Origin of the sequence: Bacillus sanguinis (assembly GCF_018332475.1) — a bacterium.
Classification (GTDB): domain Bacteria; phylum Bacillota; class Bacilli; order Bacillales; family Bacillaceae_G; genus Bacillus_A; species Bacillus_A sanguinis.
The window spans coordinates 20,892-42,194 of sequence record NZ_BOQB01000018.1; the positions used below are offsets into that span (position 1 = coordinate 20,892).

Genomic DNA, 21,303 nt, shown 5'->3' on the forward strand with positions numbered 1-21,303 from the left:
CTTTGATGTAATCTCCACCTTTTCCCCCACCTCACACCGTACGTGCTAGTTTCCTAGCATACGGCGTTCCATCGTTTCCAACTGACTTTAAAATCAAATTATGTTACTATCGGTTCATTTCCAGCTTTAGTTCTTAGCACATTCAGTTTATCCATTTGTTTCTTGTTAAGTTTAAAAGACCGAAGGTAATGTGTAATCTTATTAAGATTCGTCATGTGAATCAGTTTGTGTATAAACCAATCTACAATTACCAAGTTGTTGTACTTGTCATCCCCACCTTGTTTAATGGGAACAATGTGATGACAATGAACACGTTCAATACCAATTTCCTCACCAGTTACATAACACTTACCATATTGAGCAACGTATTTTGATATCCTATTATCGTTGTACTCAATACTTTTATTCTTCGAATAAGTCCTCATAACTTGGTTGAGAACATCCTTAGGTATTGCCTTAAGATTACTATGTACTTTATTACGCCCCGTTTCCGTATAGTTACAGATAACCTGCGAAAAATTCCACGGGTTTTTATGATGTATTCCTGTAACTGGTAAGAGTGGAGTGTTCTGTACAACGTAAATCTTAGTGTTAGGTTGTATTCCTTTGGTCTTCCTTTTAAAATTCACAGATGTTTCACAGAACTTCATGTGCTTCATATTGTTTCTAAGTCTGGTTCTTATGACTCTTCGCAGAGAGTAATTTACCTCCGTTAAATCCATGTAAATTGTAACCGCATATTTAAAGTAATTTTGTATACCAAGAAGGGTTGAATTAAATTGAGTAACTTTCTCTGAAGTGGGCTCCTTTTGAATTCCTTTGATTCGTTCTTTTAGTTGTCTTTTAGCTTTTGTAATAGCTTTGTCGGACATACTGGTTTTTGCAATATATCCAAATTTAGCTTTACCTTGTTTAACCACTTTGATTTTGAATCCAAGGAAAACTGACGAGTTTTTCTTGAGATTAACCACTTTGGACTTTTTGGGGTTAATTTCTAATCCCAAGCGGGATTTGAGAAAATCAACTGTCGCATGATAAAAGCGTTGTGCTTCATCATAAGTCCGACACATTATTTTGAAGTCATCCGCGTATCTCACTACATAACCACATTTTAGATTCGTGTACTTCCTAGCATATTGTCGAAACCCTAAATGCCGAGTAGAGATTCTGTGAGGTTTGTAGGTTTCCCATTGGCTACTTATCCACCAATCAAGTTCATTTAGAACAATGTTGGAAAGTAAAGGAGAAATAATTCCTCCTTGCGGAGTACCCTTATTGGGAATACCCTCTCCTTCTATCTCAGATTTAAGGATTTTTGAAATAACACATAGAAGTGATTTGTCTCTTATTCCCAGAGTCCACATTTGCCTTAATAGCTTTTTGTGGCATACATTATCAAAGAACCCCTTAATGTCAATATCAACACAGTAGTGTTGGTGACCTATGTTAATAAGACTTACAACTCTACTTAGTGCATGGTGTGTACTTCTGTTCGGTCTAAATCCATAACTATGGTTATGAAACTTAGCTTCACAAATAGGTTCCAATACTTGGAGGATAGATTGTTGTACTAATCTGTCCCAAATTGTTGGAATCCCCAGGGGTCGCTTCTTATCACTGCCCTCTTTTGGGATAAGGACTCTTTTAACTGCTTGTGGTTGATAGTTATTTAATCGTTTCCTAACTTCATGAATAATCTTTGTATCGTTTAGGTGCCAAATATCTTTAATGGTTAAATTGTCAACTCCAGCCGTGTTACTCCCCTTATTAGTTTTGATGTTGCGGTATGCTAATCTAATATTTTCTTCCGAACCGATAATATCAATTAATTTATAGAAATTGTTACCATTAAGGCTATTAGAATATAACTCATCATACTTTCTTTGCATGTCGTAATATTCACTGTGCCTTAGTTTAGTTTTCTTTAACATGGGCTGTAACCTCCCCTTATTTACTGGAGGTTTACATCTCTTTAGTCTTACTCGAAACCATGTCAACCATAAGTAACAGTCAGTTTTCAATCGACTAGTGGCTATCCCTCCACGTTCATTACACGTTTCATAGGTACTGTGCCACCACTTTCACTGTCATAAACCTAGGTTATACAATTTACAATTGTTTTCCCTAGAACCACTTCATCGGAAGCAAGCCCTCAGTGTTGACAGCTTACCACGTTCCGTCATTCCTATCTGTGCATATACCGTTAGGTTTCTCCTATGAGCCTGCTACCTTGATATTGCCTGTAACAATATATGGACTTTCATAAAGGCGAGTTTTACTCATCCACAGTAGCGACACTAATTGTGTCAGTAAGCCTTTCGACTTACTTCCGATATAGACCCGTACCATCAGAGATTCGTCCGCACATACCATACTCTATTGGTTCATAGTGCATACTAACCATAGGTAATTTATAGACTTCCGGTTTATAGGTTACACCACCCACCTCTGAGTGACTTTCGTATCCTATAGGATTACGGTAACTCTCAACCGACTTCACCGAGCTTCATACAGTTCAGTTCTTGCTAACTTCACTGCATGTCGGAGTATTAAAGGAAGCCCTTCAAGGCGTTACCCTATCATTTGACTTCTTGGAATGACAGTTCACTGTTGAACTGTAAGTTCGACAATGCCTAAGCTTTTCACTTAGGAACGTGTCGCACCACCCTCGGGATCTATGATCATCGCATGTGTATCTGCAAGTGATGTTTCACGAGCTAGCTTCATTTTTAAGAGTAAACTTTTACCGGAACCTGAAATCCCTGTCACACCAATGTTATAGTTTGGTGGACGATAATCTGCGTTACCAAATGAATTTAAAAATTCTACTTGGCCAGTAATTTTGTTCTTTCCTATTGGTATACCACCGTTAAATCTTCCGGAACCTGATACAAAGGGAGCAAATGTACATAGAGCACGTCTATCGATATTGCGATATGTATCTTGCAGAGTATTTGGTGCACCTAGTGGCATAACTGCTTTCAAGCCACTCTTCACACGATTCCAAGTACTCGCTATTTTAAAGTGAGATGCTTGCATTTCATCTTCGATATACTCACATAAAACATCTAATTCTTTCTTTGAGTCAGCATACGCAACCGCCATGGTACTTACCATATAAGAGTCATTCTCATTAAATTGAATTTCATCCATTAAATTGTTTGTATCCTGAATTTTTGCATCTAAATCTTTTTCTTGGTCAATATTTCCACGTGTACGTTGGAAAGAAAGGTTCGAACGTAACATCGTCAGCTGCATATCTAACGAACGCATCGCTTTTGCTTTTGGCTCTTTATGAATATCAATCATGACATCAACCTCTCCAGCTGAAGTTAACATGTTCAGCCAATTGGTCTGCATCATACGAGGGTATCCATCACGTGGAATATAAAATGGACGGAAGAAAGTATTACTTCCCAAAGACTGCTTAATTACCCCATAGTCTTCTGAATCAATTTTCATTCCTTCTGGGGCAATGACATCAAACACAGTTGTTTGATTTTCTAATTGAGGCGGAACTTCTTCTTGTTCGTACGCTTCCTCCTCTAGTTCCAATTCGTCATTCTTTTCAGCTTCTAACTTCTTTTTTTCTTTTTTCTTCTTTCCAAACAATTTCATACTTATGCCACCCCATTATTTGATTTTTCAGCTTTTTCTTCCGCTAGCACTTTCTTCATTAACTCTAGTTTTCTCTCATTTGTTTCACCAGTTGAATAGAGAGAGAAGTTCTCATTTTCAATTAAATCTTGGAAACGTGCTTTCACCGCTTTACGACGGTTAAACGCTACATATTGGAGTTCTATTAATTTATCTTTTGTTAACATTTCTACACTAATTTTTGCTTTCGATAGTAGATTTCGGGAAGCATTATAGCGACGATATAATTCGTTAAACGCTTTATCTACAATCTTTTCTTCCAATTCATCCTCTGTATCAGCTGTAATCGTACTAATATCCACTTTGTATGGATAAATTAAATATCGCTTTTGTTCATATCGAGGCTGCGAACGTTGCCAGTACTCTAAGTTGTCGATAACTTCTTGCCCATAAAGTACTGTCTCTGGTGTAAGGTCCTTCGCACCTTTCATTGTTTCTGTCATTTTTCGTACAGGATCTGTTAAATCTACAAACTTACTTTGGATATATACCTTCGTATTAAACTCTAATGTGGTTAACCATGATTCAATTTTGATATCAATCGCTTCTTGTTCCGCATTGGAAAGTAAATAATAGTTTACTGGGTGTGCCTCCGCGATTAGGATAAACGTGTCATCATGATAACGAATCATATGATTTTCAACTTCCTTAATGTCTTCTATAAAAGCACGAAAGAAATCAACATTATCCTCATCAATTTCCGATTCAGCAGGCGTATTCTTTTTATTTTTCTTTCCATTTTTTTCAGCAGTACGTTTCTCTAACCCGCCCTGGCTTTTCCCCTTTTTCTTAGAACCAAACATCGGTTTTCCATTCATTTTCCGATAAAAGAAAAACCCTACAATGGCTACCAACGCAAAATATATCATTTCTAACATCTATAAATTCTCCTTTACCCATGTAATTGGCTCGTATCCTTTTCTCCACTTGCCTTTTTCAGAACGGCTACGCATTTTGATAAGTAAATATTTATCTAGATACATGTGTTGTTTTTCTTTATAAATAAAAGCAAACGTTATTACAACTACTACTGTTGGTATTGCTAAAATTAAGCAAATAAAAAATGCTACCGCCGCATTAAAAGGTGCAAATAACCGCCATAAGAATGGCACATATAAATAAAGGGATGCTCCGCCACCCAATAGATAAATCAATTGGCGTTTGCTCAGCACACCTAACAGTGTTTTTTGTTCCGAAGTCATATCAACAGGAACGGTTACTTTTCTCATTTTGTTTCCTCCCTTATATAAGAGAAGCTCTCCCCAAATAGAGGAGAGCTTTTACAAACTCTTATGTTAAATTTTTGTAACCCAAGAAGCGATGTCGTATGCTTTGATCATGACAAAGCCTCCAATTGCTGCACACGCTAAACCAATCATGGCTTGTGTACGGTTTTCAGGGTTTTTACCTTGTGCACCAGATAGTTTAATAGCTGCAAATACAACGCAAGCTGCTACCCAAATACCACCAAAACCAATTAGTGTTGTTACAAGGGTATTCATGCTTTTTTGTACAGTGGTAGCATCTGCACCACTGGTGTGCCCAGTAAGCCCCCCCTCAAAACTTTTTTTTGCCAGTAGAAAATCTCCTACTGATGTTGTCATAAGTTTTGCAGACAACCAATTCAACATAATTCCTGCACCTCCGGGTGTTTTTGCTCGCAAAACGCAAAAAGACCCCAATACACGCACACGTCCCCTAAGGACATGGCGCATATTGAGGTCTTCTCTTATATGCGAACTGATTAATTTTTTATTTTATTGTTAAATCTTATTACGTTTATATTATAGCAATACGATTTTAAAAAAACAAGCCTTATTTACGCCTAAAAAGTAAAATTGGACTTTTCGTGTTCCGTTTTATTTCATTTCTTTTTATCCTCTTTGTTTGGATCGTACCATACCATTTGAATTTGAAAAATATCACTGTCCTTAAGACCCAAAACATTCATTTCCTCTTTCAATGAGCGCCATGGTTCTATTTTTATAGATTTTATACTTTTGTCTCTAAGCGTATACACATGTACATAATATGCTTCTTTTTTCTTTTTCATAATACAAATAACTTCCCCTTATATTCTTTATATTTTTTTAATAACAGAATAATTGAGTATGTAAAAATTACACACTTCAAATAGCATTTCCTCTTGTTACTTTCATAACTATTCCCCCTTCCTTCACATCTATTCACTTACTTTCATTAAATCAAAAAAACAGGTAATCGTGTGTACCCACAATTACCTGTTTTTTTATCATTTATATCTACCTTTTATTTCTTATAATTTCATTAACCTCTTCAACACTTAATTCTGCAACTTTTGCAATTTTTTCTATAGGTAATCCTATTTTAAACATATTTTCAATCATCTCTATCTTAGTTGCAATTTTAGTTTCTTCTGTAGCTATTTCTGCAGCTTTTTTCGCAGCTCTTTCTTCTGCTGTCTCTATTTCTGATATTCTATCTTTTATTGCTTTTTCTCTAGCCTCATATAAGCGTAAAAAATCCTTATCGCTACTTAAACGCTCCCAATCCTCTATTGCTTTTTTCAAAACTGGATCTTTTTCCATTGCTATCGCCTCCAGGATTGTTGTTAATCTCTCATCCTCATGCGCAGGAAATAATAGTAACCAACGCGCTAAAGAATCTTCCCACGGATCCATTCGTTTTCCTTGCCATTCTTGAATCACTTTTGGAATTTCAAGAAAATGCAACTGCATATTTTCGGTAATGATACGTTTAGATTTTTTGTTCATCACTGTATTAATACTATGAAACTCCTGCTCTTCTGGAAATAGAATGAAATCCACTATATTAATACAAATGGTTGGTCTTAATTCTGTATATTTCATCCCTTGAGTCATTTGAGAATAATACATACCTGACCAATAGAACAAAGAACGTTCTATCATATCTTTTTTGTCTCGAACTTGAATCTCTATATTAATTTTTATACCACTATTTAGCGTAGCTCGCAAATCTAAAATAGACAATTTATCATCCTTCTGCTCTCTTGGAAGATGCGGATCATCTAAGTGCAAAGATGTAATTTCTTCATCAATAGATGATTGTAGTACCGCGTTAAGAAACCCAATTAATATATCTTCATTTCCTTCTACTCCAAACAAACGCTTAAAAGCATAATCAACTCGTAAATTTACTAGATTCTTTTTTACATATACACTCATGTTTTCCCTCTACCTTTCTCGTTTTAAAATTGTATTTAAGAGCATAAAAAAAGATAGAATTATATTCTATCTTTTTCTCCTCTATTCATCTCATCAAATATGGCTACTAGTTACTTACTATATAAGAAATATCCTCTTCACACATATTTGTCGCATTTGCAATTGTCGTGATAGAAACTCCCTCATTATAAAATCGTTGAATGAGTTCCATTCTTTCTTGTTCCCTAGCTTTTTTATCTACGTCCATTAATTGTTGCATAATATCCATAATACTTAATACACACCTTTCTTTTATATAAAGTCCTCTAGCTAAACTGTTAAGTGTTTTGTTAAAAGAAAGTTTTACACTAATACTTCTACTTTGTTGTAAAATGTACGACTTTCTTTTAACGTGTACAATTTTGTTTTAACTTCACAATTATGTGTTTAATTACAACAAACCCTTTTACTAATATGCTTTTAAACCATTATATTTAAGGCCCTTAAGAGAAAATAATTACAAGAAAGTTGAACACTAATGTATTTCCTTTAGGAATGCATACTATCTTAATTATTACAAGAAAGTTATGGACTATCCTACTAAAATAAATTATTAAAAATTTATACACTCCCACTCAATACTTGAGCATAAATAAAGAGTGTGTTCTGAAAAGGATCAAAACACACTCTTTATATTTTTTCTTGTAAAACAAAAGTTCAGAACAAAATGGGTTAACTTTCTATCTATATCCCCTTGTTTGTTTATACATTCGATATTAATTTTCTTCTTCTCTTATTTATTCATCATACTCACTATATCTCAATAAAAAAACCGAAATCATAGAAAGATTTCGGTTTATCCTTTTTATAAAAGAGTTATATTTATTTTAAACTCACGAATGAATTTTTTTGTTTTAAAAACGATGATTTATAATCCTTAGCCCATACTATCTTTTAGTTTGTTTGATTATGAGCTTTGATCAATTTTTCAACGTATTCTTTTATATCCCCTTCGCCTTCCCTTACAGCCACCTTTATACTTGCAGCCTCTTTTATTTTAGATAAAGTAACTACTTTATCTTTGAATTTTGTATTTAATAAATATCGAACTCTTCTTTTTTGAAAATCTTGTAAAGATTCTTCAACTGTGACAATGTAACTTTGTAATAAAGAATGATTTTTCTTTTTTTGACATTTCTGGTATACACCTAATATTTTCGTAACAGCTGCATACGTTTTTCTAATTAACTTACCTCTGTTTTTTTCATATTCATCCCAGTTATCAACTATTTTTTTTGCTTCTTCGATTAATATTAAATCTTCTCTATTGTAGCTTTCTACACTCTTTTTTTTTGAATGCTTCCCCAAAACCTTAAGTGGTGAATGTTCCTCTAACCACGCTCTCTCATAATTGCTTAGCCACGCATATGCAGCTCTATTTAAACCACTTAATTTCGCTCTCGTATACGCTGGATATTTATTTCGTAATTGTATCCATTTATGCTTGTACTGAGCTGTTTTCTTTTCTCGAGCGACCTTCAAACTGTCTTCTCTCGATTTTTTAATTGGGACATTTTTACGATCCTTCAATATTTTTCGTATAGTCGGTGGTGTAAAACCCGTTTTCATAGCTATTTCTTTTTGTGTTAATCCACTAGATAAAAGTTTGCTAAACTCCACTTCCCATACGTGGCCTTTTTGAATAATCCTATTATTAAAGAATGCAACTTCTAGGGGGTTTTGCTCCCATTCCCTAAGTCTATATATATAACCACAATCACACTCAAAATCCCCTTGAATTTCTCGATTCAATCCGTGAACACTGATTTCCACCTTATCTACACATTTTTGTAAATAATGATTCGATAGGGAATTCATGCATAACCATGGACCTTTTCCAAAGGGTTCATACAAATATTCATTTTCAAAAAAATTTTTTACTGAGCCACACAAACATCGCATAATCAATATATGCCTAATGGGATGACAAAATTGTATACTACCTTTCCCCAGAATATAATTTACCCATGATAATCTTTCATCTATTTTAAATGAGGATTCTAACATCCTTAATAGGGTTTGCGAATAATGATCTTGAAGTAACTCCCTTAAGCGCTGATGTCTTTTTAAAGTGGGGTATCCAATCCCTTTAACCTTCAAAAGTGTCTCATATTTCTCAACATAATAATCTTTTGAAAAAGACGAAAAATTTTTATCTAGCAAATATTTTACATCTTCTGCAATTCCTATTAATTCATCCACAAGTTCACTTTCCATGAATATCTCATTGCTGTTACTATCCTTTAGATTTGGATAGATAAAATTATGAGACCGAAAAGTCATAATATTAACCGGATGTTTCTTTAGAGGTAATTGATGTTTAATGCATACAAAAACTCCTGGAACCTGATGTACTCTATTCCAATACCCTTCACCATAAAGTTGATATTGTTCCTTTACGCATACAGAGCAATAATATAAATGCTCTTTTGACTTTATATTCCCTTTTTTCAAACTAAATAAACTCTGATAAACTTTTGAAGAGATTCCTATGCTTAATTGTTCGTACCATTCTTTTGTTTTAAATGGTCTTATAAGTGGAATCAGTGAATGCCTTTCTATAAAATACTTTTCAGTAAACACATCTGAAAACACTTGTAAATTATCAACTAAATATTTTAATTCACCAATGGATTCAATCCCGAAGAAACAGCCACTTTTATTAAACAACTTCTTCATAGTATGCTTTTTTGATAAATCTGGACTTCGAATATGATATCTAGAGACTATACTATAAAACAATTCATCCTCATACGGTACAGGAAAATAATCAAGCATTTTACATCACCTTGATTCTTTATAATTAAATTCTTTTAAAGGGTCCTTAATATATCCTTCACCATTGAGAGCCTCATACGCAGACTGTCTATTCTTTTTACCTTCATCAATGATACACTTTAATTTATTTTTATCCTCTACTACAACTTTTTTCTTTTTGCTTCCTTTGTCCTTAATATATTGTAAAGCTTCTTTCATCAACTCACTAATTTTAGAGTTAGGTGATTTATTTAATACATATTTTGTTGCTCTTTCTGCATCCTTTTCGTTTATATCTAAGTTTATAAGGGAAATAATCAATTTCTCTACCTTTGTTGGTTCTATTTTCTGACGCTCTTGTGCGATTTTTTCTTTTTTATCTTGGAGTTTGGCTCTCATATCAATTACTGGAAGTTTATTAAATATATAATCTTGTATATCTAACGATACAAGATCTTCATACTTTGCAATTTCTGTTTCACAACCAGATTTAAGAGCTTGAAGCATAGGTTGAACAAGTCTTAAATCTTCTTTACCCACTTTTCTGATTAATTCTGATGAAATTTTTTCTATGCCCGTTTCAATCGCTCGCCCCTGTGCTAGTAAAAACAACTTTATAGCTATATCAGTAATACCCTCGCTTTCCTCGTAAATAACATCTAATAAATCTTGATTTAGTTCCACATGTTGCTTTGTCCACTGATAATCCCACATACTTGTAATTAAAACTTCCCAATCTTCTTTATTGCTCATTTGTTGCCAGACCATATCACCTTGTCCACTACCACGACGTGCTTGTCTAAAATCTTTTTGTAAAAGGCTCCTAGCCCTCATGGTTCCAATTATCATTACCGGAATACCAATTTCATTAATAAGGGTAACAAAAAAATTCATCATTTTCTCAGAGGCATCCCCTGTCGCTGCCAACAGATGTTGAATTTCATCTATGATCAATGCACCAACACAATGTAGTCTAGAAATTTGCCCCATCCTAGTTACCATTGAACTTATAGAATTAGAGGATTTCCCATAACTTTCGAGATAGTTTGTGCCAATTAATTGATCTATCTTTTCAAAGAAGTTTTGACATAATGACTTTAACGACCCATCATGTGGGCAATTTAATTTTAACCAAACAATTTGAAGCGTATTGAGGGGATCTCTATGAATAATAAGTTGAGGATATAATGAAAGTATTCGTTCTATAGCTGTTGATTTTCCAATGCCAGAGAAACCCATTAATGTAAAACTAGATGCAGTAGCCCGTATATCCGCCGGCAGACTTAAATTATTTCTTTCTACTAATTGATGATGTAATTCATTTAATACTTGAACGTGTTGCTTTTGAAGAGGATTCCGATTCACATATCCATAGCGTAAAAATCTTGAAAAACGTCTTTCCAAGTCTAATGTTTGAGAAATTGGTTGAAAAAAACGAGTTAAACGTAATAAGGCATGAAATCGATGATGATCTGATAAATTTCTTTCTTTTTCATGATAATTGGGTAGGAAGCTAAGTTGATCAAAAGCTTCTTCATATGACAATATGCCAGGTAAAGCTTCTATCAGCGGATTCCCCTGATAATCAACTAATTGCTGTTGCTGATATTGAGCTAGAAAAGCGTATGTCCCATTATCTAACTGTATTTCTCTTAGAGTGTCACTCATGCTTATGCCTCCTCCTTTTATTAAATAATTCTTTAACTGAGCGACGCTTGAATTCATCTTCTTGTTGTTTATCCAAATGAATAACCTCTGGTAGAGCCTCTTCTTCATTGTTATCAAGTTGAAATACTTCCTCAGTTCTTCGCATTTTCCTCTCCAATTGGGTATGATGCTTGATGTCTTTAATTTTCTTTCTCTTTATTACATGCTTTGTTTGTTTTTTGCTTGCTTCCTTAACAGCTTCTTTAACAATCGATTGAATATTATCAAAAAAGTTAATTTCATTTTGTAGTAATATATGTTCTTCTTCTTTGTAACCTTTACTTTCTAAGCTATTTAACTGTCTAACCTCCTCTAAGGCTTTATCTTGATATCGCTCTTGATGTTTTAATAAATAGCAGTTTTCAAATATCTTTTCATCCTTTGTATGAATATAAATATTATTCATATTTCGAGGATCATAAGAAGCATCCACTTTCCAACTTTTCTTTGTTCTTGCTGTAGCAAACCATGATTGTTGTATTGCCGTGTCACAGCTATACAACATTTTTTCAAATCTGATTCCTTTTGCAGTGATTCTAGCAACACCTCTCGGCATTAAATAAAATTTCATGATATCAGGATGAACGACTCGTAATTTCCCAGAGCGATTTTTTATTCCCCATTTCCACAATTCAATTGGTGTTGGTTTTACATTATCAACTATCATATCTTTGTCCCGTATATAATTCTTCATATAGAAATTTTTATTGTAATGCAGAATAAAATTGATAATAATTTTTGTATATTGTTCTATATTGAGTTTCGCCTCTAAACGTGGATCTTTTGCCCCTCTTTCACCCCAATCTTTTAAAACATATCCAGGTAAAAAGGGGCGTATTGTTTCTTGAGATGTATCAAATAATTTTTCTACAATGCCTTTCCAGTCTGGACGAAAGGATGGATTATTTTCCACTGTAATATTAAGCCCTTGTATCAAATGATTTACATTATATCCTTCTAACTCTCCGCGATCTCCTAAAATAATCTCTGGTAGATGTGCTGCTGGCCAACAATTATCTGTAATATTAATACCATAATCCGCACAAAAGTCCTTTTTATAAACTGTAGAATTCAAAAGTGCCATCATCATTCCAGTCCATGAGGGGCCTTCAAGCCCAATATAAAAACCAGTAATTAAATGGGTAAAGACATCCGTTACATAGTATATAGTTGGTCTCTTCAATACCCAATCAGAATTATAACGAGAAACTATATATACGTTAGCGATTGTCGCATCAATTTGATATCTGGATCCCGGTCCAAAAACTTCAAAAGAAGACGAACCTAAAACAGCCCTATGATCTCTTTCGAATTTCTTTCTCCCATGCTTAGCTGACGTAATTTCTTCAACTCCATATTCTTTATGAAACCAATAATAGAACTGTCGAAAAGTAGGAATGGTATCTGCGTCTTCAATCACAATATACTTTGTTCCATCTTGATAACGAATGCTTGCCTGAAAAGCATCCCTAATCATCATTTTGTATGTATATGTCAGTGTATTTTCTGGACTTGTAAAATAATAATTTTGTATAGCTTTCTTGAATATTCCTTTTAATTCCGATGTAATATTGATTCCCGTGCTATTAGTCATTCTCGGTCTACCCGTCTTATTTCCGCTCCAATTCTTCGACTTCCCCTTATTACCGCAATTTTTAAAATCAGGAAGTAGGCTATCTCTGACCTTTCCTCTTTGCCAATACCGCTTTAAATATTTGTAAATCGTTTGTTTTGAGCACCCAAAATTCCCTCTCGTTTGTCTAATTAACGTACCTCTTTTATCTCTTTTATAAATGTTAGGTTCTTGAATTATTAAATCTTGTATAATATTCCATGCCTTATCTCTCATAAGTATATCTTTTTCTGTCAATTCTTGATGATTTACAACTGGAAATACTTCATCATTGCTTACTTTCATATACTGTCCATTCGAAAAGCCTTCTTGAAGACTTTTCAGTGTATCTACAAAAGGCATAGCTTTTTCATCATATACATCGATTAAATATGTAATAACATTACTTTCATCTATCCAGAGTAATCTGTATATCTTTGAATCATCAATTGACTTAAATATTTCATTAACTGATAGCGTAATCAAAATTCTCATCGCCCCTTTCACTAAAAGCTAGTTCGCTTATATGTAAACCTCGCATATTTAATTTTTGCGTATTGATATCTACAGAAATTAACTTTCTAGCTACTAAATATTTAAAATAATTAATTGACGAACCTTGTTCCAAATTATACTGTTCTTCAAACTCATTGCAGATTTCTATAAAGCTCTTATCCACATTTTGAAACGTCATTAAGTAACTAAAAAAGAATTTCACAAAAGTTTCATCCTCAATTTCTTCGAGATAATAATGGTTATGAATCCACGAAATATTCTGACTCATCGTATCGGGAATATCCTTTTCTGTTACAACTCCCCAATCGATTCCTTTCCTTTCCCAATATTCTCTTTCTATCTCAAACTTTTCAATTACCCTTTCATTTTCTAATTCACTACTAGGCTTTATAGTCCTAGCAATATATTTAATTTCTTTTCCGTCTCGAACCGTCAGGAAAAAATCTGTTGTCAGAACTATTAACGTTTCAGTTCCTTTACAAATAGGATGATGTATCCCTTTTTCTTCAGCAATTTTATATGTCAATTCTCGATTTAATGGAAATTGTTCACGAATATCAATAACTTCTTCTATCCATTCTAATATAAAAAAGTAATCCCTCTCTAAATCCGACAGAAACTCATGTCTCCTATTAGTTTTCCACCCCATTATACGAGAGCTATTCCCCGTTGAAGATACATTTTGTATCGTTAACCAGGGTTTATAGTTATTTAACTCCCCTTGTCCTCTGCCTTCTTTTATATACTTCTCTATTTTCTTTTCCGTCCAATCATTTTTACGCTTTGCCATTTACATATCCCCTCTTAAAAAATTTTTATCATTTCCATTATCGGATATTTTTATGCGTACAATACATATTCTTGTTTATAAAAAAACGGATATTTTATAAAAAATATCCGTTTCACTCTTAGTGTTGATATAGGTTTTGTAATACTTGTTTTAACTCTGGTTTAATTGCAATAATAGAACGAACTGTTTTTACTTGTTGTTCTGCATCTTCTACATTAGAAGCATGACCTAATTCTAATAATAATCCTGTAGCAACCGTACCAGTACGATTTCGTCCACCAGAGCAATGGAAAAATACTTTTTCTCCTCGTTCTACAGCTTCTTTAACGGCTCCAATTGCACTTTTAACAGATTCATCTTGCCCTTCTACACCCTCTACAATTGGATAAGCATGTCGCTTAGCTTCACCTGGAAATCCTTCTGGCTCTTCTCCTCCAGCACGTAAATCAAACACCTCTGTAATCCCATGCTTTTTTACTGCGTCTTGTATAGCGTCTACTCCACCAATATATACTTTTCCTTTTACAAGTTCGTGATAGTTCGTCATGTTTGTTAGTCTCCTTTTATTTATACTTTAGCAGCAGTTAGATCCGCCACTAATAACAAGGCCTGCACCTTGTTGATCTTCTACATAGTCTAGTGTCAATGTATTTACAATTTCAACAACCTTTGGATCCATTGCAACTTGAATACCGTTTACTGTTTCTGTGACATCATTTTCTTGTGCTTCGCCTAGATTAGTACCGTAGCTAGGACCACAGCAGCCAGCACCATCAAATGTAAAACGTAATGTTGTAACACCATTTTCTTTCATAGCAGTTTCAATAAACTCTTTTGCTTTATCTGTAATATTCATTTTAACTTCCCCCGTTTTATAAAGATTGACTCCAATCATGCACAGCATGATTTTCTAAGAAGCGTTCGGAATCCAATGCAGCCATACAACCAGTTCCTGCAGCCGTAATTGCTTGACGATACTTATGGTCTTGCACATCTCCACATGCAAATACTCCTGGTATATTTGTCTCTGTCGTTCCTGGTTTTACAACAATATAACCAGCTTCATCTATCTTAACTTGACCATTTAAAAACTCTGTATTTGGACGATGGCCAATCGCAATGAAAATACCGTCAGTTTCAATAATTTCTTCCTCACCAGTTTCGTTATCTTTCACTTTTAGACCTGTAACTTTTCCATCTGCTATTACTTCTATCGGTGTTTTATTTAATCCCCAAGTAATTTTCTCGTTTGCTTTTGCACGATCTTGCATGATTTTAGATGCACGTAGTTCATCTCTACGATGTACAATATGAACTTCTGTTGCAAACTTTGTTAGGAAGTTTGCTTCTTCCATTGCAGAGTCTCCACCACCAACTACAATGACTTTTTTACCACGATAGAAGAATCCATCACATGTTGCACAAGTTCCTACTCCACGACCCATATTTTCCTTCTCTCCTGGAATCCCGAGTAATTTAGCAGAAGCACCTGTAGAAACAATAATGGATTCAGCTTCTATCTCTTCCATTCCAGTTACAGTGATTTTAAATGGTCGCTTAGATACATCCACTTTTTCTACCCAACCATTTTTAAACTCTGCACCAAATCGTTCTGCTTGTTTCCTCATATTGTCCATTAGCTCTGGTCCCATAATACCATCAGGGAAACCTGGAAAGTTCTCTACATCCGTTGTCGTAGTTAATTGTCCACCCGGCTGAGTTCCTTCAATAATAAGTGGATTCATATTCGCACGTGCTAAGTAGATAGCTGCTGTTAATCCGGCTGGTCCTGTTCCTAAAATAACGACTTTATGCATTGTGAATGCCTCCTAATGAACAATTATTGAACTGTCAATTCTTTTAGTTTTTCATATCCAATAACATCTTCTGATTGCCAAGGAATAATCACACTATTATGTTTTGATTCTTTTTGAACTTCTTGAATCCATTGCACTTCAGATTGTGATCGTCCCTTTAATACTGGGTCTATTGTATGCGTTGCATAAAAGCTTTGATTAATTACCCACCATTTCGGATAAATTTCTGCACGTTTTAAATCCTCTTGTAGACGACTTGCTTCATGAACTGGTGTCGCTTCTGCTAACGTTACAATTACAACACTTGTTTCCTCTGGATTACGAAGACGTGGTAGTAAGTTTTTCACAGACTGCGGTACTTCACCTGAAGATCTTGCGATTTCTTTATGATACGTTTGCGCCGCATCTAGTAACAATAATGTGTGACCTGTTGGTGCGGTATCAATTACCACGATTTCATCATTTGCTTTTTCAACAATATCAGCTAAAGCACGGAATACCGCAATCTCCTCTGTACAAGGAGAACGTAAATCTTCTTCTAAATACGCTAACCCTTCTTCATCTACTGTATCTTTCGCCTGCTCAATAACTTCCTTACGGTAATTTTCTACTTCTAGTTTTGGATCAATACGGCTTATCGTAATATTCCCTTGTTCGCCATGCATAACATAATCAATATGTGCCGCTGGATCCGTTGTAGTTAAATGTACATGATGTCCTTTTTCAGCAAGCCCAACTGCAATTGCTGAAGCTACAGTTGTTTTTCCTACTCCACCTTTTCCCATTGTAAAAATAACTCTTTTTCCTGTCTTAGATAGGTCTGTAATCAAGTTTTGAAGAGGTGGTATAGAAACATTGTGTTGTTCTTCATCTGAAATTGAAAGATTTTCTATTGGTTGAACCAACTTTCTCATATTCTCTATGCCAGTAACATTAAACGGCACTAATGGAATTTCATAAGCTGGAAGATCTTTCAGTTCTTCTGTCATGTTTTCTAACGCACGTACTTGTCTTGTAAACAATGCTTTAGAAACACTATCATTTTGCACATAGTTCGTTAAAACACCATTTACTAGCAAATATTGATTACTAACTCCAATTTCTTTTAACTCTTTGGCTGCACGTTCTGCTTCTTGCAACGGGGAACTATCAGGACGTGTCACAAGCATTAACGATGTTTGCTTTGGATTAGATAACGCTTCAACAGTTTGACTATATAATTCTTTTTTATCTCCAAGTCCCGCTAACGGTCCTAGACAAGAAGCTCCATGTGTACTTTCTTCTAGGAATCCGCTCCAAGCTGTTGGAAGTTGAAGAAGACGGAGCGTATGTCCTGTTGGCGCTGTATCGAAAATAATGTGATCGAATTTCGATGTTAATTCTTTATTTGTAAGTAACGTAGAAAACTCATCAAAAGCTGCAATTTCTACTGTACACGCTCCGGATAATTGCTCTTCCATTGTCGCAATAACCGTATCAGGTAGCTTTCCACGATATGGACCAACAACACGCTCTTTATATTCATGAGCAGCTGTTTCAGGATCTAAGTTAGCTACATGTAGATTCGGAACATTAGGAATGACTTTTGGTTTATTGGTTAGTTCGATTTCAAATACGTCTTGCAAATTTGAAGCGGGATCAGTACTAATTAACAAAACACGTTTCCCCATATCAGCTAACGTTATGGCTGTTGCACATGCGGTTGATGTTTTACCTACGCCACCTTTACCAGTAAAGAATAGAAATGGTGTAAATGTCATTGTGCTTGGATTAAATAGGTTTGTCATTGCCTTTCACTTCTTTCTCTATTTTTTTACGTTTACATTTAAACGTATCTTTGGCTTCTGACTTAACTCTTCTTCCGTCATATTCGTTAATTGTGCTAATTCTTCATTTGTTAAATGAACTCTTTCTTTTACTATCTTTCCATCTACTATAGTTACAGGTAACACATCTGGTCCTTTATCCATTAATAACTGACTAATAACACTGTTATTAGCAAAAGCATCTGGTTCACTCGCAAGATTATAACGAGTTACATCAATTCCTTTATTTTTCAAATTGTTAACAGCAACTGATATACGAATTAATTCTGAATCAACACTTGGGCCGCAAACTCCGGTAGAGCAACACATTGCAGGATCAAAAATTTCAATCTTTTTCATCTCTGATTTCTCCCCTTCTTTATAAAATAAGCCGAGAAAAAATTCTCGGCTTATTTTGTTTTCAATTATTCTCCTGTTTCAGCAAACTTTTTAATACGTTCACCAATTTCATCACGAACTTTTTGGAATACAGACCACTCTTGACCAGCTGGATCATCAAAGCCCCAGTGAACTCGTTTTACATGTGGTGGCGTTGTTGGACATACATCATTTGCATGGCCACAAAGCGTTACAACAAGATCCGCTTTGTCTAAAATGTCGCGATCAATAATATCAGATGTTTGATCCGTGATATCGATGTCTACTTCATTCAGTGCTTTAATCGCATTTGGATTTACTCCGTGTGCCTCAATACCAGCAGAAAGTACATTCCATTTGTCACCTAAATATTTTTTGCCCCAAGCTTCTGCCATTTGGCTACGACAAGAGTTTCCTGTGCATAAGAAGTAAATTGTTTTTTTGTTTTCCATGATAATTCCACCTTTATTATAATTAGTTATTTTGGTTGTGTTTGAAAGTATTTACGTTGGAACCAAAGTGCTACATTTACAAGCGCTATCATAACTGGCACCTCGACTAAAGGTCCGATAACTGCCGCAAACGCTGCACCAGACTGGATTCCAAATACACCTACAGCTACAGCGATTGCTAATTCAAAGTTGTTACTTCCAGCTGTAAATGCTAATGTTGTTGATACTCCATAACTTGCACCAATTTTCTTACCCATATAGAAAGAGATAAAGAACATTAATACAAAATAAATCAGTAATGGGATTGCAATACGTACAACATCGAATGGTACGCTAATAATAGCTTCACCTTGTAATGAGAACATCACAATAATTGTAAATAATAATGCGATTAATGTAATTGGGCTGATTTTGGGAATGAATACTTTTTCGTACCACTCTCGCCCTTTTGTTTTTACAAAAATAAAACGTGTTAACATTCCTGCGATGAACGGAATTCCTAAATAAATAAAGACTGATTTTGCAACCTCTGCCATTGTAATATCTACAACAGCTCCTTCAATTCCTAACCATTCTGGAATGACTGTTACAAACACATAAGCGTATACTGAGAAAAATAACATTTGGAATACAGAGTTAAAAGCAACTAATCCTGCCGCATACTCCGTATCACCTTTCGCTAAGTCATTCCATACGATAACCATCGCAATACAACGAGCTAAACCAATCATGATTAAGCCCACCATGTATTCTGGCTTATCCTGTAAAAATATAATTGCCAAGGCAAACATAAGAATAGGACCAATAATCCAGTTTTGTACAAGTGATAATACCAATACTTTTACATCTTTAAAAACGCGCCCCATCTCTTCATAACGAACTTTTGCTAATGGAGGATACATCATTAAAATTAACCCAATCGCAAGTGGTATAGAGGTTGTTCCTACTTGTAAGCTATTCATGCCCTCAACAAATCCAGGGGATATATAGCCAACTCCAATTCCTACTGCCATTGCAAGAAAAATCCAAAGGGTTAGATATCGATCTAGGAAAGACAGACGTTTTTTCCCCGTGTTGCTCATCCTTCTCACTTCCCTTTCTAACTATTTATTAACAACCACACTGGAGTGTAGGATTGCTCTTCTCAATTTGTTTAATTTTCTCTGTTTGGTCTGGTACATGCGCTAAAATATCTTCTAAAAGTGCGTATAAATCACTTGTTTGATTTAAAGAATAATAAATCCACTGACCTCTACGCTCTTCTTGCACCAAGCCTAAATCCTTTAACTTTCGAAGATGTTGACTGATTGAAGGTTGACTCATGTCAAACACTTCAAGAAGTTCACAGACACAACATTCACGTTGTTTGAGAATTGATACTATTGTTAGTCTTGTTTTGTCTCCTAGTAGCTTTAGTAACTGTGACACTCTTGTTAATTCTATAACCGTTTTTTCCATATCCACACCTCCTATTTATAAATACATAAGCATACACTTATATATTGAGCGAAAATTAAACATAATATTCATTAAATAGATTCTTTTTTAATTTTCTCTCCTTCTTGAAATAAGTATATAATTAACTACTTATATAATCAACCGAAAAGCTCATTCTTTACAAAACCTTTACAATACTTCTTTACAACGTATTCTTACAGACCTTTGTATCTCTTGCCACATAACAGATATAAAAGAAAACCGAATGGACCTGTTAAAAAAACAGCAACTAACCATACTACAAAATACTGTTTACTCATTTTATGCTGTCGATACTCTAATGTGATATATGTACACATAAAAATGATTAGTAGGTAAATCCCCACAATAAATAATTGATCAATCAAATAGATCTCCCCTTTTAATAAATTTTTCATCCCTTTTGTAAAGATTTGTTAGAAATTCTTTTCTATAACAATAACATAAGTATATAGTTATATACTTAATAATTCACTTTTTTCTATTTTTTAGTTGTTACTACATACTGTAAACATACTGTACCTAGATAAAATAAAAAGAGCCTTTTACAAAGGCCCTTAATGTGATTTAATTTTCTAAATATCTATATAAAGTAGATTTACTGATTCCAGTTTCTTCTCGTATTTCAGCTAAACTATAGTTACCACTTTGATACATTACAATAGCACGCTTTACATTCTCATCAGGTTTTCTTGGGCGTCCTGCTGTAACTCCCTTTTGTTTCCCTTCATACAAGCCTTTCTTCGTTTTTTCACTAATTACATCACTTTGAAAATCAACAAGATGTTTTATAATATCTCCAAAATGATACCCATTTGCATGACTCGTATCAATATCTTCTTGAACAAAGTAAATGTAAGCACCTTTATTATCAATGACTTGTAATAACTCAACAAGATGACGTGTTGAATCAGCTAATGTGAACAGTTTTGTAACAACAATTTTATCATCTTGCTTTAGGTTATCTATCATATTTTTAAGTTGTACTCTTTTTTTGCCGATGAATGTTCCTCTGAGATAATCATCGTACAATTACATTTCTCTAAGCTTTTGAGTTGTTCTTCACATTTCAAGTCATCTTGGGGTTCAGCCGCATGCCCATCAACTTAAGA

At 34.4% G+C, this 21,303-nt stretch carries 19 protein-coding genes and 2 pseudogenes; all 21 read right to left on the reverse strand.

All coding sequences use genetic code 11. The features are described 5' to 3' along the window. Positions 1-98: 98 nt before the first annotated feature. Positions 99-1,931: a group II intron reverse transcriptase/maturase gene (ltrA, locus tag KI369_RS02580; protein WP_000914978.1), complete on the reverse strand. Its 1,833-nt coding sequence runs from the start codon at positions 1,929-1,931 to the stop codon at positions 99-101. Positions 1,932-2,664: 733 nt separating this feature from the next. Continuing rightward, positions 2,665-3,618, reverse strand: a pseudogene (locus KI369_RS02585) (putative type IV secretion/conjugal transfer ATPase); the annotation flags it as partial. A 2-nt stretch (positions 3,619-3,620) separates the two neighbouring features. Continuing rightward, positions 3,621-4,535, reverse strand: a complete 915-nt coding sequence (locus KI369_RS02590; RefSeq protein ID WP_000892011.1) for a hypothetical protein — start codon at positions 4,533-4,535, stop codon at positions 3,621-3,623. Next, positions 4,536-4,886, reverse strand: coding sequence for a PrgI family protein (locus tag KI369_RS02595; RefSeq protein WP_001233525.1), 351 nt, complete (start codon positions 4,884-4,886; stop codon positions 4,536-4,538). A 66-nt stretch (positions 4,887-4,952) separates the two neighbouring features. Continuing rightward, positions 4,953-5,372 (reverse strand): hypothetical protein, encoded by a 420-nt coding sequence (locus KI369_RS02600; protein WP_001216648.1) that lies wholly within the window; start codon positions 5,370-5,372, stop codon positions 4,953-4,955. A gap of 149 nt (positions 5,373-5,521) precedes the next feature. Then, positions 5,522-5,710 (reverse strand): hypothetical protein, encoded by a 189-nt coding sequence (locus KI369_RS02605; protein WP_000727316.1) that lies wholly within the window; start codon positions 5,708-5,710, stop codon positions 5,522-5,524. Positions 5,711-5,918: 208 nt separating this feature from the next. Further along, on the reverse strand, positions 5,919-6,842 hold the full coding sequence (locus KI369_RS02610) for an Rpn family recombination-promoting nuclease/putative transposase (protein WP_000118205.1): 924 nt from the start codon (positions 6,840-6,842) through the stop codon (positions 5,919-5,921). A 106-nt stretch (positions 6,843-6,948) separates the two neighbouring features. Continuing rightward, positions 6,949-7,110 (reverse strand): hypothetical protein, encoded by a 162-nt coding sequence (locus tag KI369_RS02615; protein ID WP_000353863.1) that lies wholly within the window; start codon positions 7,108-7,110, stop codon positions 6,949-6,951. Between the two features lie 665 nt (positions 7,111-7,775). Then, the gene (locus KI369_RS02620; protein ID WP_000888139.1) at positions 7,776-9,659 is read right to left on the reverse strand and encodes a TnsD family Tn7-like transposition protein; all 1,884 of its coding nucleotides are present in this window, start codon (positions 9,657-9,659) and stop codon (positions 7,776-7,778) included. Between the two features lie 6 nt (positions 9,660-9,665). Continuing rightward, positions 9,666-11,306 (reverse strand): ATP-binding protein, encoded by a 1,641-nt coding sequence (locus KI369_RS02625; protein WP_001285624.1) that lies wholly within the window; start codon positions 11,304-11,306, stop codon positions 9,666-9,668. Beyond that, a complete protein-coding gene (locus KI369_RS02630) occupies positions 11,299-13,443 on the reverse strand; it encodes a TnsB C-terminal domain-containing protein (RefSeq protein WP_000631828.1) in 2,145 nt (714 codons plus the stop codon). Before KI369_RS02630 ends, KI369_RS02625 begins: the two co-directional genes overlap by 8 nt. Next, entirely contained in the window at positions 13,424-14,263 is an 840-nt protein-coding gene (locus tag KI369_RS02635; RefSeq protein WP_001129155.1) for a heteromeric transposase endonuclease subunit TnsA, read from the reverse strand. The genes KI369_RS02630 and KI369_RS02635 overlap by 20 nt, the downstream gene beginning before the upstream one ends. Before the next feature lie 118 nt (positions 14,264-14,381). After that, positions 14,382-14,810, reverse strand: coding sequence for a protein-tyrosine phosphatase family protein (locus KI369_RS02640; RefSeq protein ID WP_033695785.1), 429 nt, complete (start codon positions 14,808-14,810; stop codon positions 14,382-14,384). Between the two features lie 27 nt (positions 14,811-14,837). After that, positions 14,838-15,119, reverse strand: a complete 282-nt coding sequence (locus tag KI369_RS02645) for a HesB/IscA family protein (RefSeq protein WP_212954972.1) — start codon at positions 15,117-15,119, stop codon at positions 14,838-14,840. Between the two features lie 16 nt (positions 15,120-15,135). Further along, positions 15,136-16,080 (reverse strand): thioredoxin-disulfide reductase, encoded by a 945-nt coding sequence (trxB, locus tag KI369_RS02650; RefSeq protein ID WP_000549739.1) that lies wholly within the window; start codon positions 16,078-16,080, stop codon positions 15,136-15,138. A gap of 23 nt (positions 16,081-16,103) precedes the next feature. After that, entirely contained in the window at positions 16,104-17,867 is a 1,764-nt protein-coding gene (arsA, locus tag KI369_RS02655) for an arsenical pump-driving ATPase (RefSeq protein ID WP_000182869.1), read from the reverse strand. Between the two features lie 18 nt (positions 17,868-17,885). Then, complete coding sequence (gene arsD, locus KI369_RS02660; RefSeq protein ID WP_000717840.1) at positions 17,886-18,245, reverse strand: arsenite efflux transporter metallochaperone ArsD; 360 nt, start codon at positions 18,243-18,245, stop codon at positions 17,886-17,888. A 65-nt stretch (positions 18,246-18,310) separates the two neighbouring features. Then, positions 18,311-18,715, reverse strand: coding sequence for an arsenate reductase (thioredoxin) (gene arsC / locus KI369_RS02665; protein WP_000428325.1), 405 nt, complete (start codon positions 18,713-18,715; stop codon positions 18,311-18,313). A gap of 26 nt (positions 18,716-18,741) precedes the next feature. Further along, positions 18,742-19,797, reverse strand: a complete 1,056-nt coding sequence (gene arsB, locus KI369_RS02670; protein WP_000072354.1) for an ACR3 family arsenite efflux transporter — start codon at positions 19,795-19,797, stop codon at positions 18,742-18,744. A gap of 28 nt (positions 19,798-19,825) precedes the next feature. Beyond that, positions 19,826-20,173, reverse strand: a complete 348-nt coding sequence (locus tag KI369_RS02675) for an ArsR/SmtB family transcription factor (protein WP_000416301.1) — start codon at positions 20,171-20,173, stop codon at positions 19,826-19,828. Between the two features lie 585 nt (positions 20,174-20,758). Continuing rightward, positions 20,759-21,264 (reverse strand): annotated as a pseudogene (locus KI369_RS02685) (recombinase family protein). Positions 21,265-21,303 lie beyond the last annotated feature (39 nt).

What these genes read in the sequence shown, in the direction of transcription:
- ltrA (WP_000914978.1), bottom strand. Translation starts at nt 1,931, where the DNA reads ATGTTAAAGAAAACTAAACTAAGGCACAGTGAATATTACGACATGCAA.
- KI369_RS02590 (WP_000892011.1), bottom strand. Translation starts at nt 4,535, where the DNA reads ATGTTAGAAATGATATATTTTGCGTTGGTAGCCATTGTAGGGTTTTTC.
- KI369_RS02595 (WP_001233525.1), bottom strand. Translation starts at nt 4,886, where the DNA reads ATGAGAAAAGTAACCGTTCCTGTTGATATGACTTCGGAACAAAAAACA.
- KI369_RS02600 (WP_001216648.1), bottom strand. Translation starts at nt 5,372, where the DNA reads ATGCGCCATGTCCTTAGGGGACGTGTGCGTGTATTGGGGTCTTTTTGC.
- KI369_RS02605 (WP_000727316.1), bottom strand. Translation starts at nt 5,710, where the DNA reads ATGAAAAAGAAAAAAGAAGCATATTATGTACATGTGTATACGCTTAGA.
- KI369_RS02610 (WP_000118205.1), bottom strand. Translation starts at nt 6,842, where the DNA reads ATGAGTGTATATGTAAAAAAGAATCTAGTAAATTTACGAGTTGATTAT.
- KI369_RS02615 (WP_000353863.1), bottom strand. Translation starts at nt 7,110, where the DNA reads ATGGATATTATGCAACAATTAATGGACGTAGATAAAAAAGCTAGGGAA.
- KI369_RS02620 (WP_000888139.1), bottom strand. Translation starts at nt 9,659, where the DNA reads ATGCTTGATTATTTTCCTGTACCGTATGAGGATGAATTGTTTTATAGT.
- KI369_RS02625 (WP_001285624.1), bottom strand. Translation starts at nt 11,306, where the DNA reads ATGAGTGACACTCTAAGAGAAATACAGTTAGATAATGGGACATACGCT.
- KI369_RS02635 (WP_001129155.1), bottom strand. Translation starts at nt 14,263, where the DNA reads ATGGCAAAGCGTAAAAATGATTGGACGGAAAAGAAAATAGAGAAGTAT.
- KI369_RS02640 (WP_033695785.1), bottom strand. Translation starts at nt 14,810, where the DNA reads ATGACGAACTATCACGAACTTGTAAAAGGAAAAGTATATATTGGTGGA.
- KI369_RS02645 (WP_212954972.1), bottom strand. Translation starts at nt 15,119, where the DNA reads ATGAATATTACAGATAAAGCAAAAGAGTTTATTGAAACTGCTATGAAA.
- trxB (WP_000549739.1), bottom strand. Translation starts at nt 16,080, where the DNA reads ATGCATAAAGTCGTTATTTTAGGAACAGGACCAGCCGGATTAACAGCA.
- arsA (WP_000182869.1), bottom strand. Translation starts at nt 17,867, where the DNA reads ATGACAAACCTATTTAATCCAAGCACAATGACATTTACACCATTTCTA.
- arsD (WP_000717840.1), bottom strand. Translation starts at nt 18,245, where the DNA reads ATGAAAAAGATTGAAATTTTTGATCCTGCAATGTGTTGCTCTACCGGA.
- arsC (WP_000428325.1), bottom strand. Translation starts at nt 18,715, where the DNA reads ATGGAAAACAAAAAAACAATTTACTTCTTATGCACAGGAAACTCTTGT.
- arsB (WP_000072354.1), bottom strand. Translation starts at nt 19,797, where the DNA reads ATGAGCAACACGGGGAAAAAACGTCTGTCTTTCCTAGATCGATATCTA.
- KI369_RS02675 (WP_000416301.1), bottom strand. Translation starts at nt 20,173, where the DNA reads ATGGAAAAAACGGTTATAGAATTAACAAGAGTGTCACAGTTACTAAAG.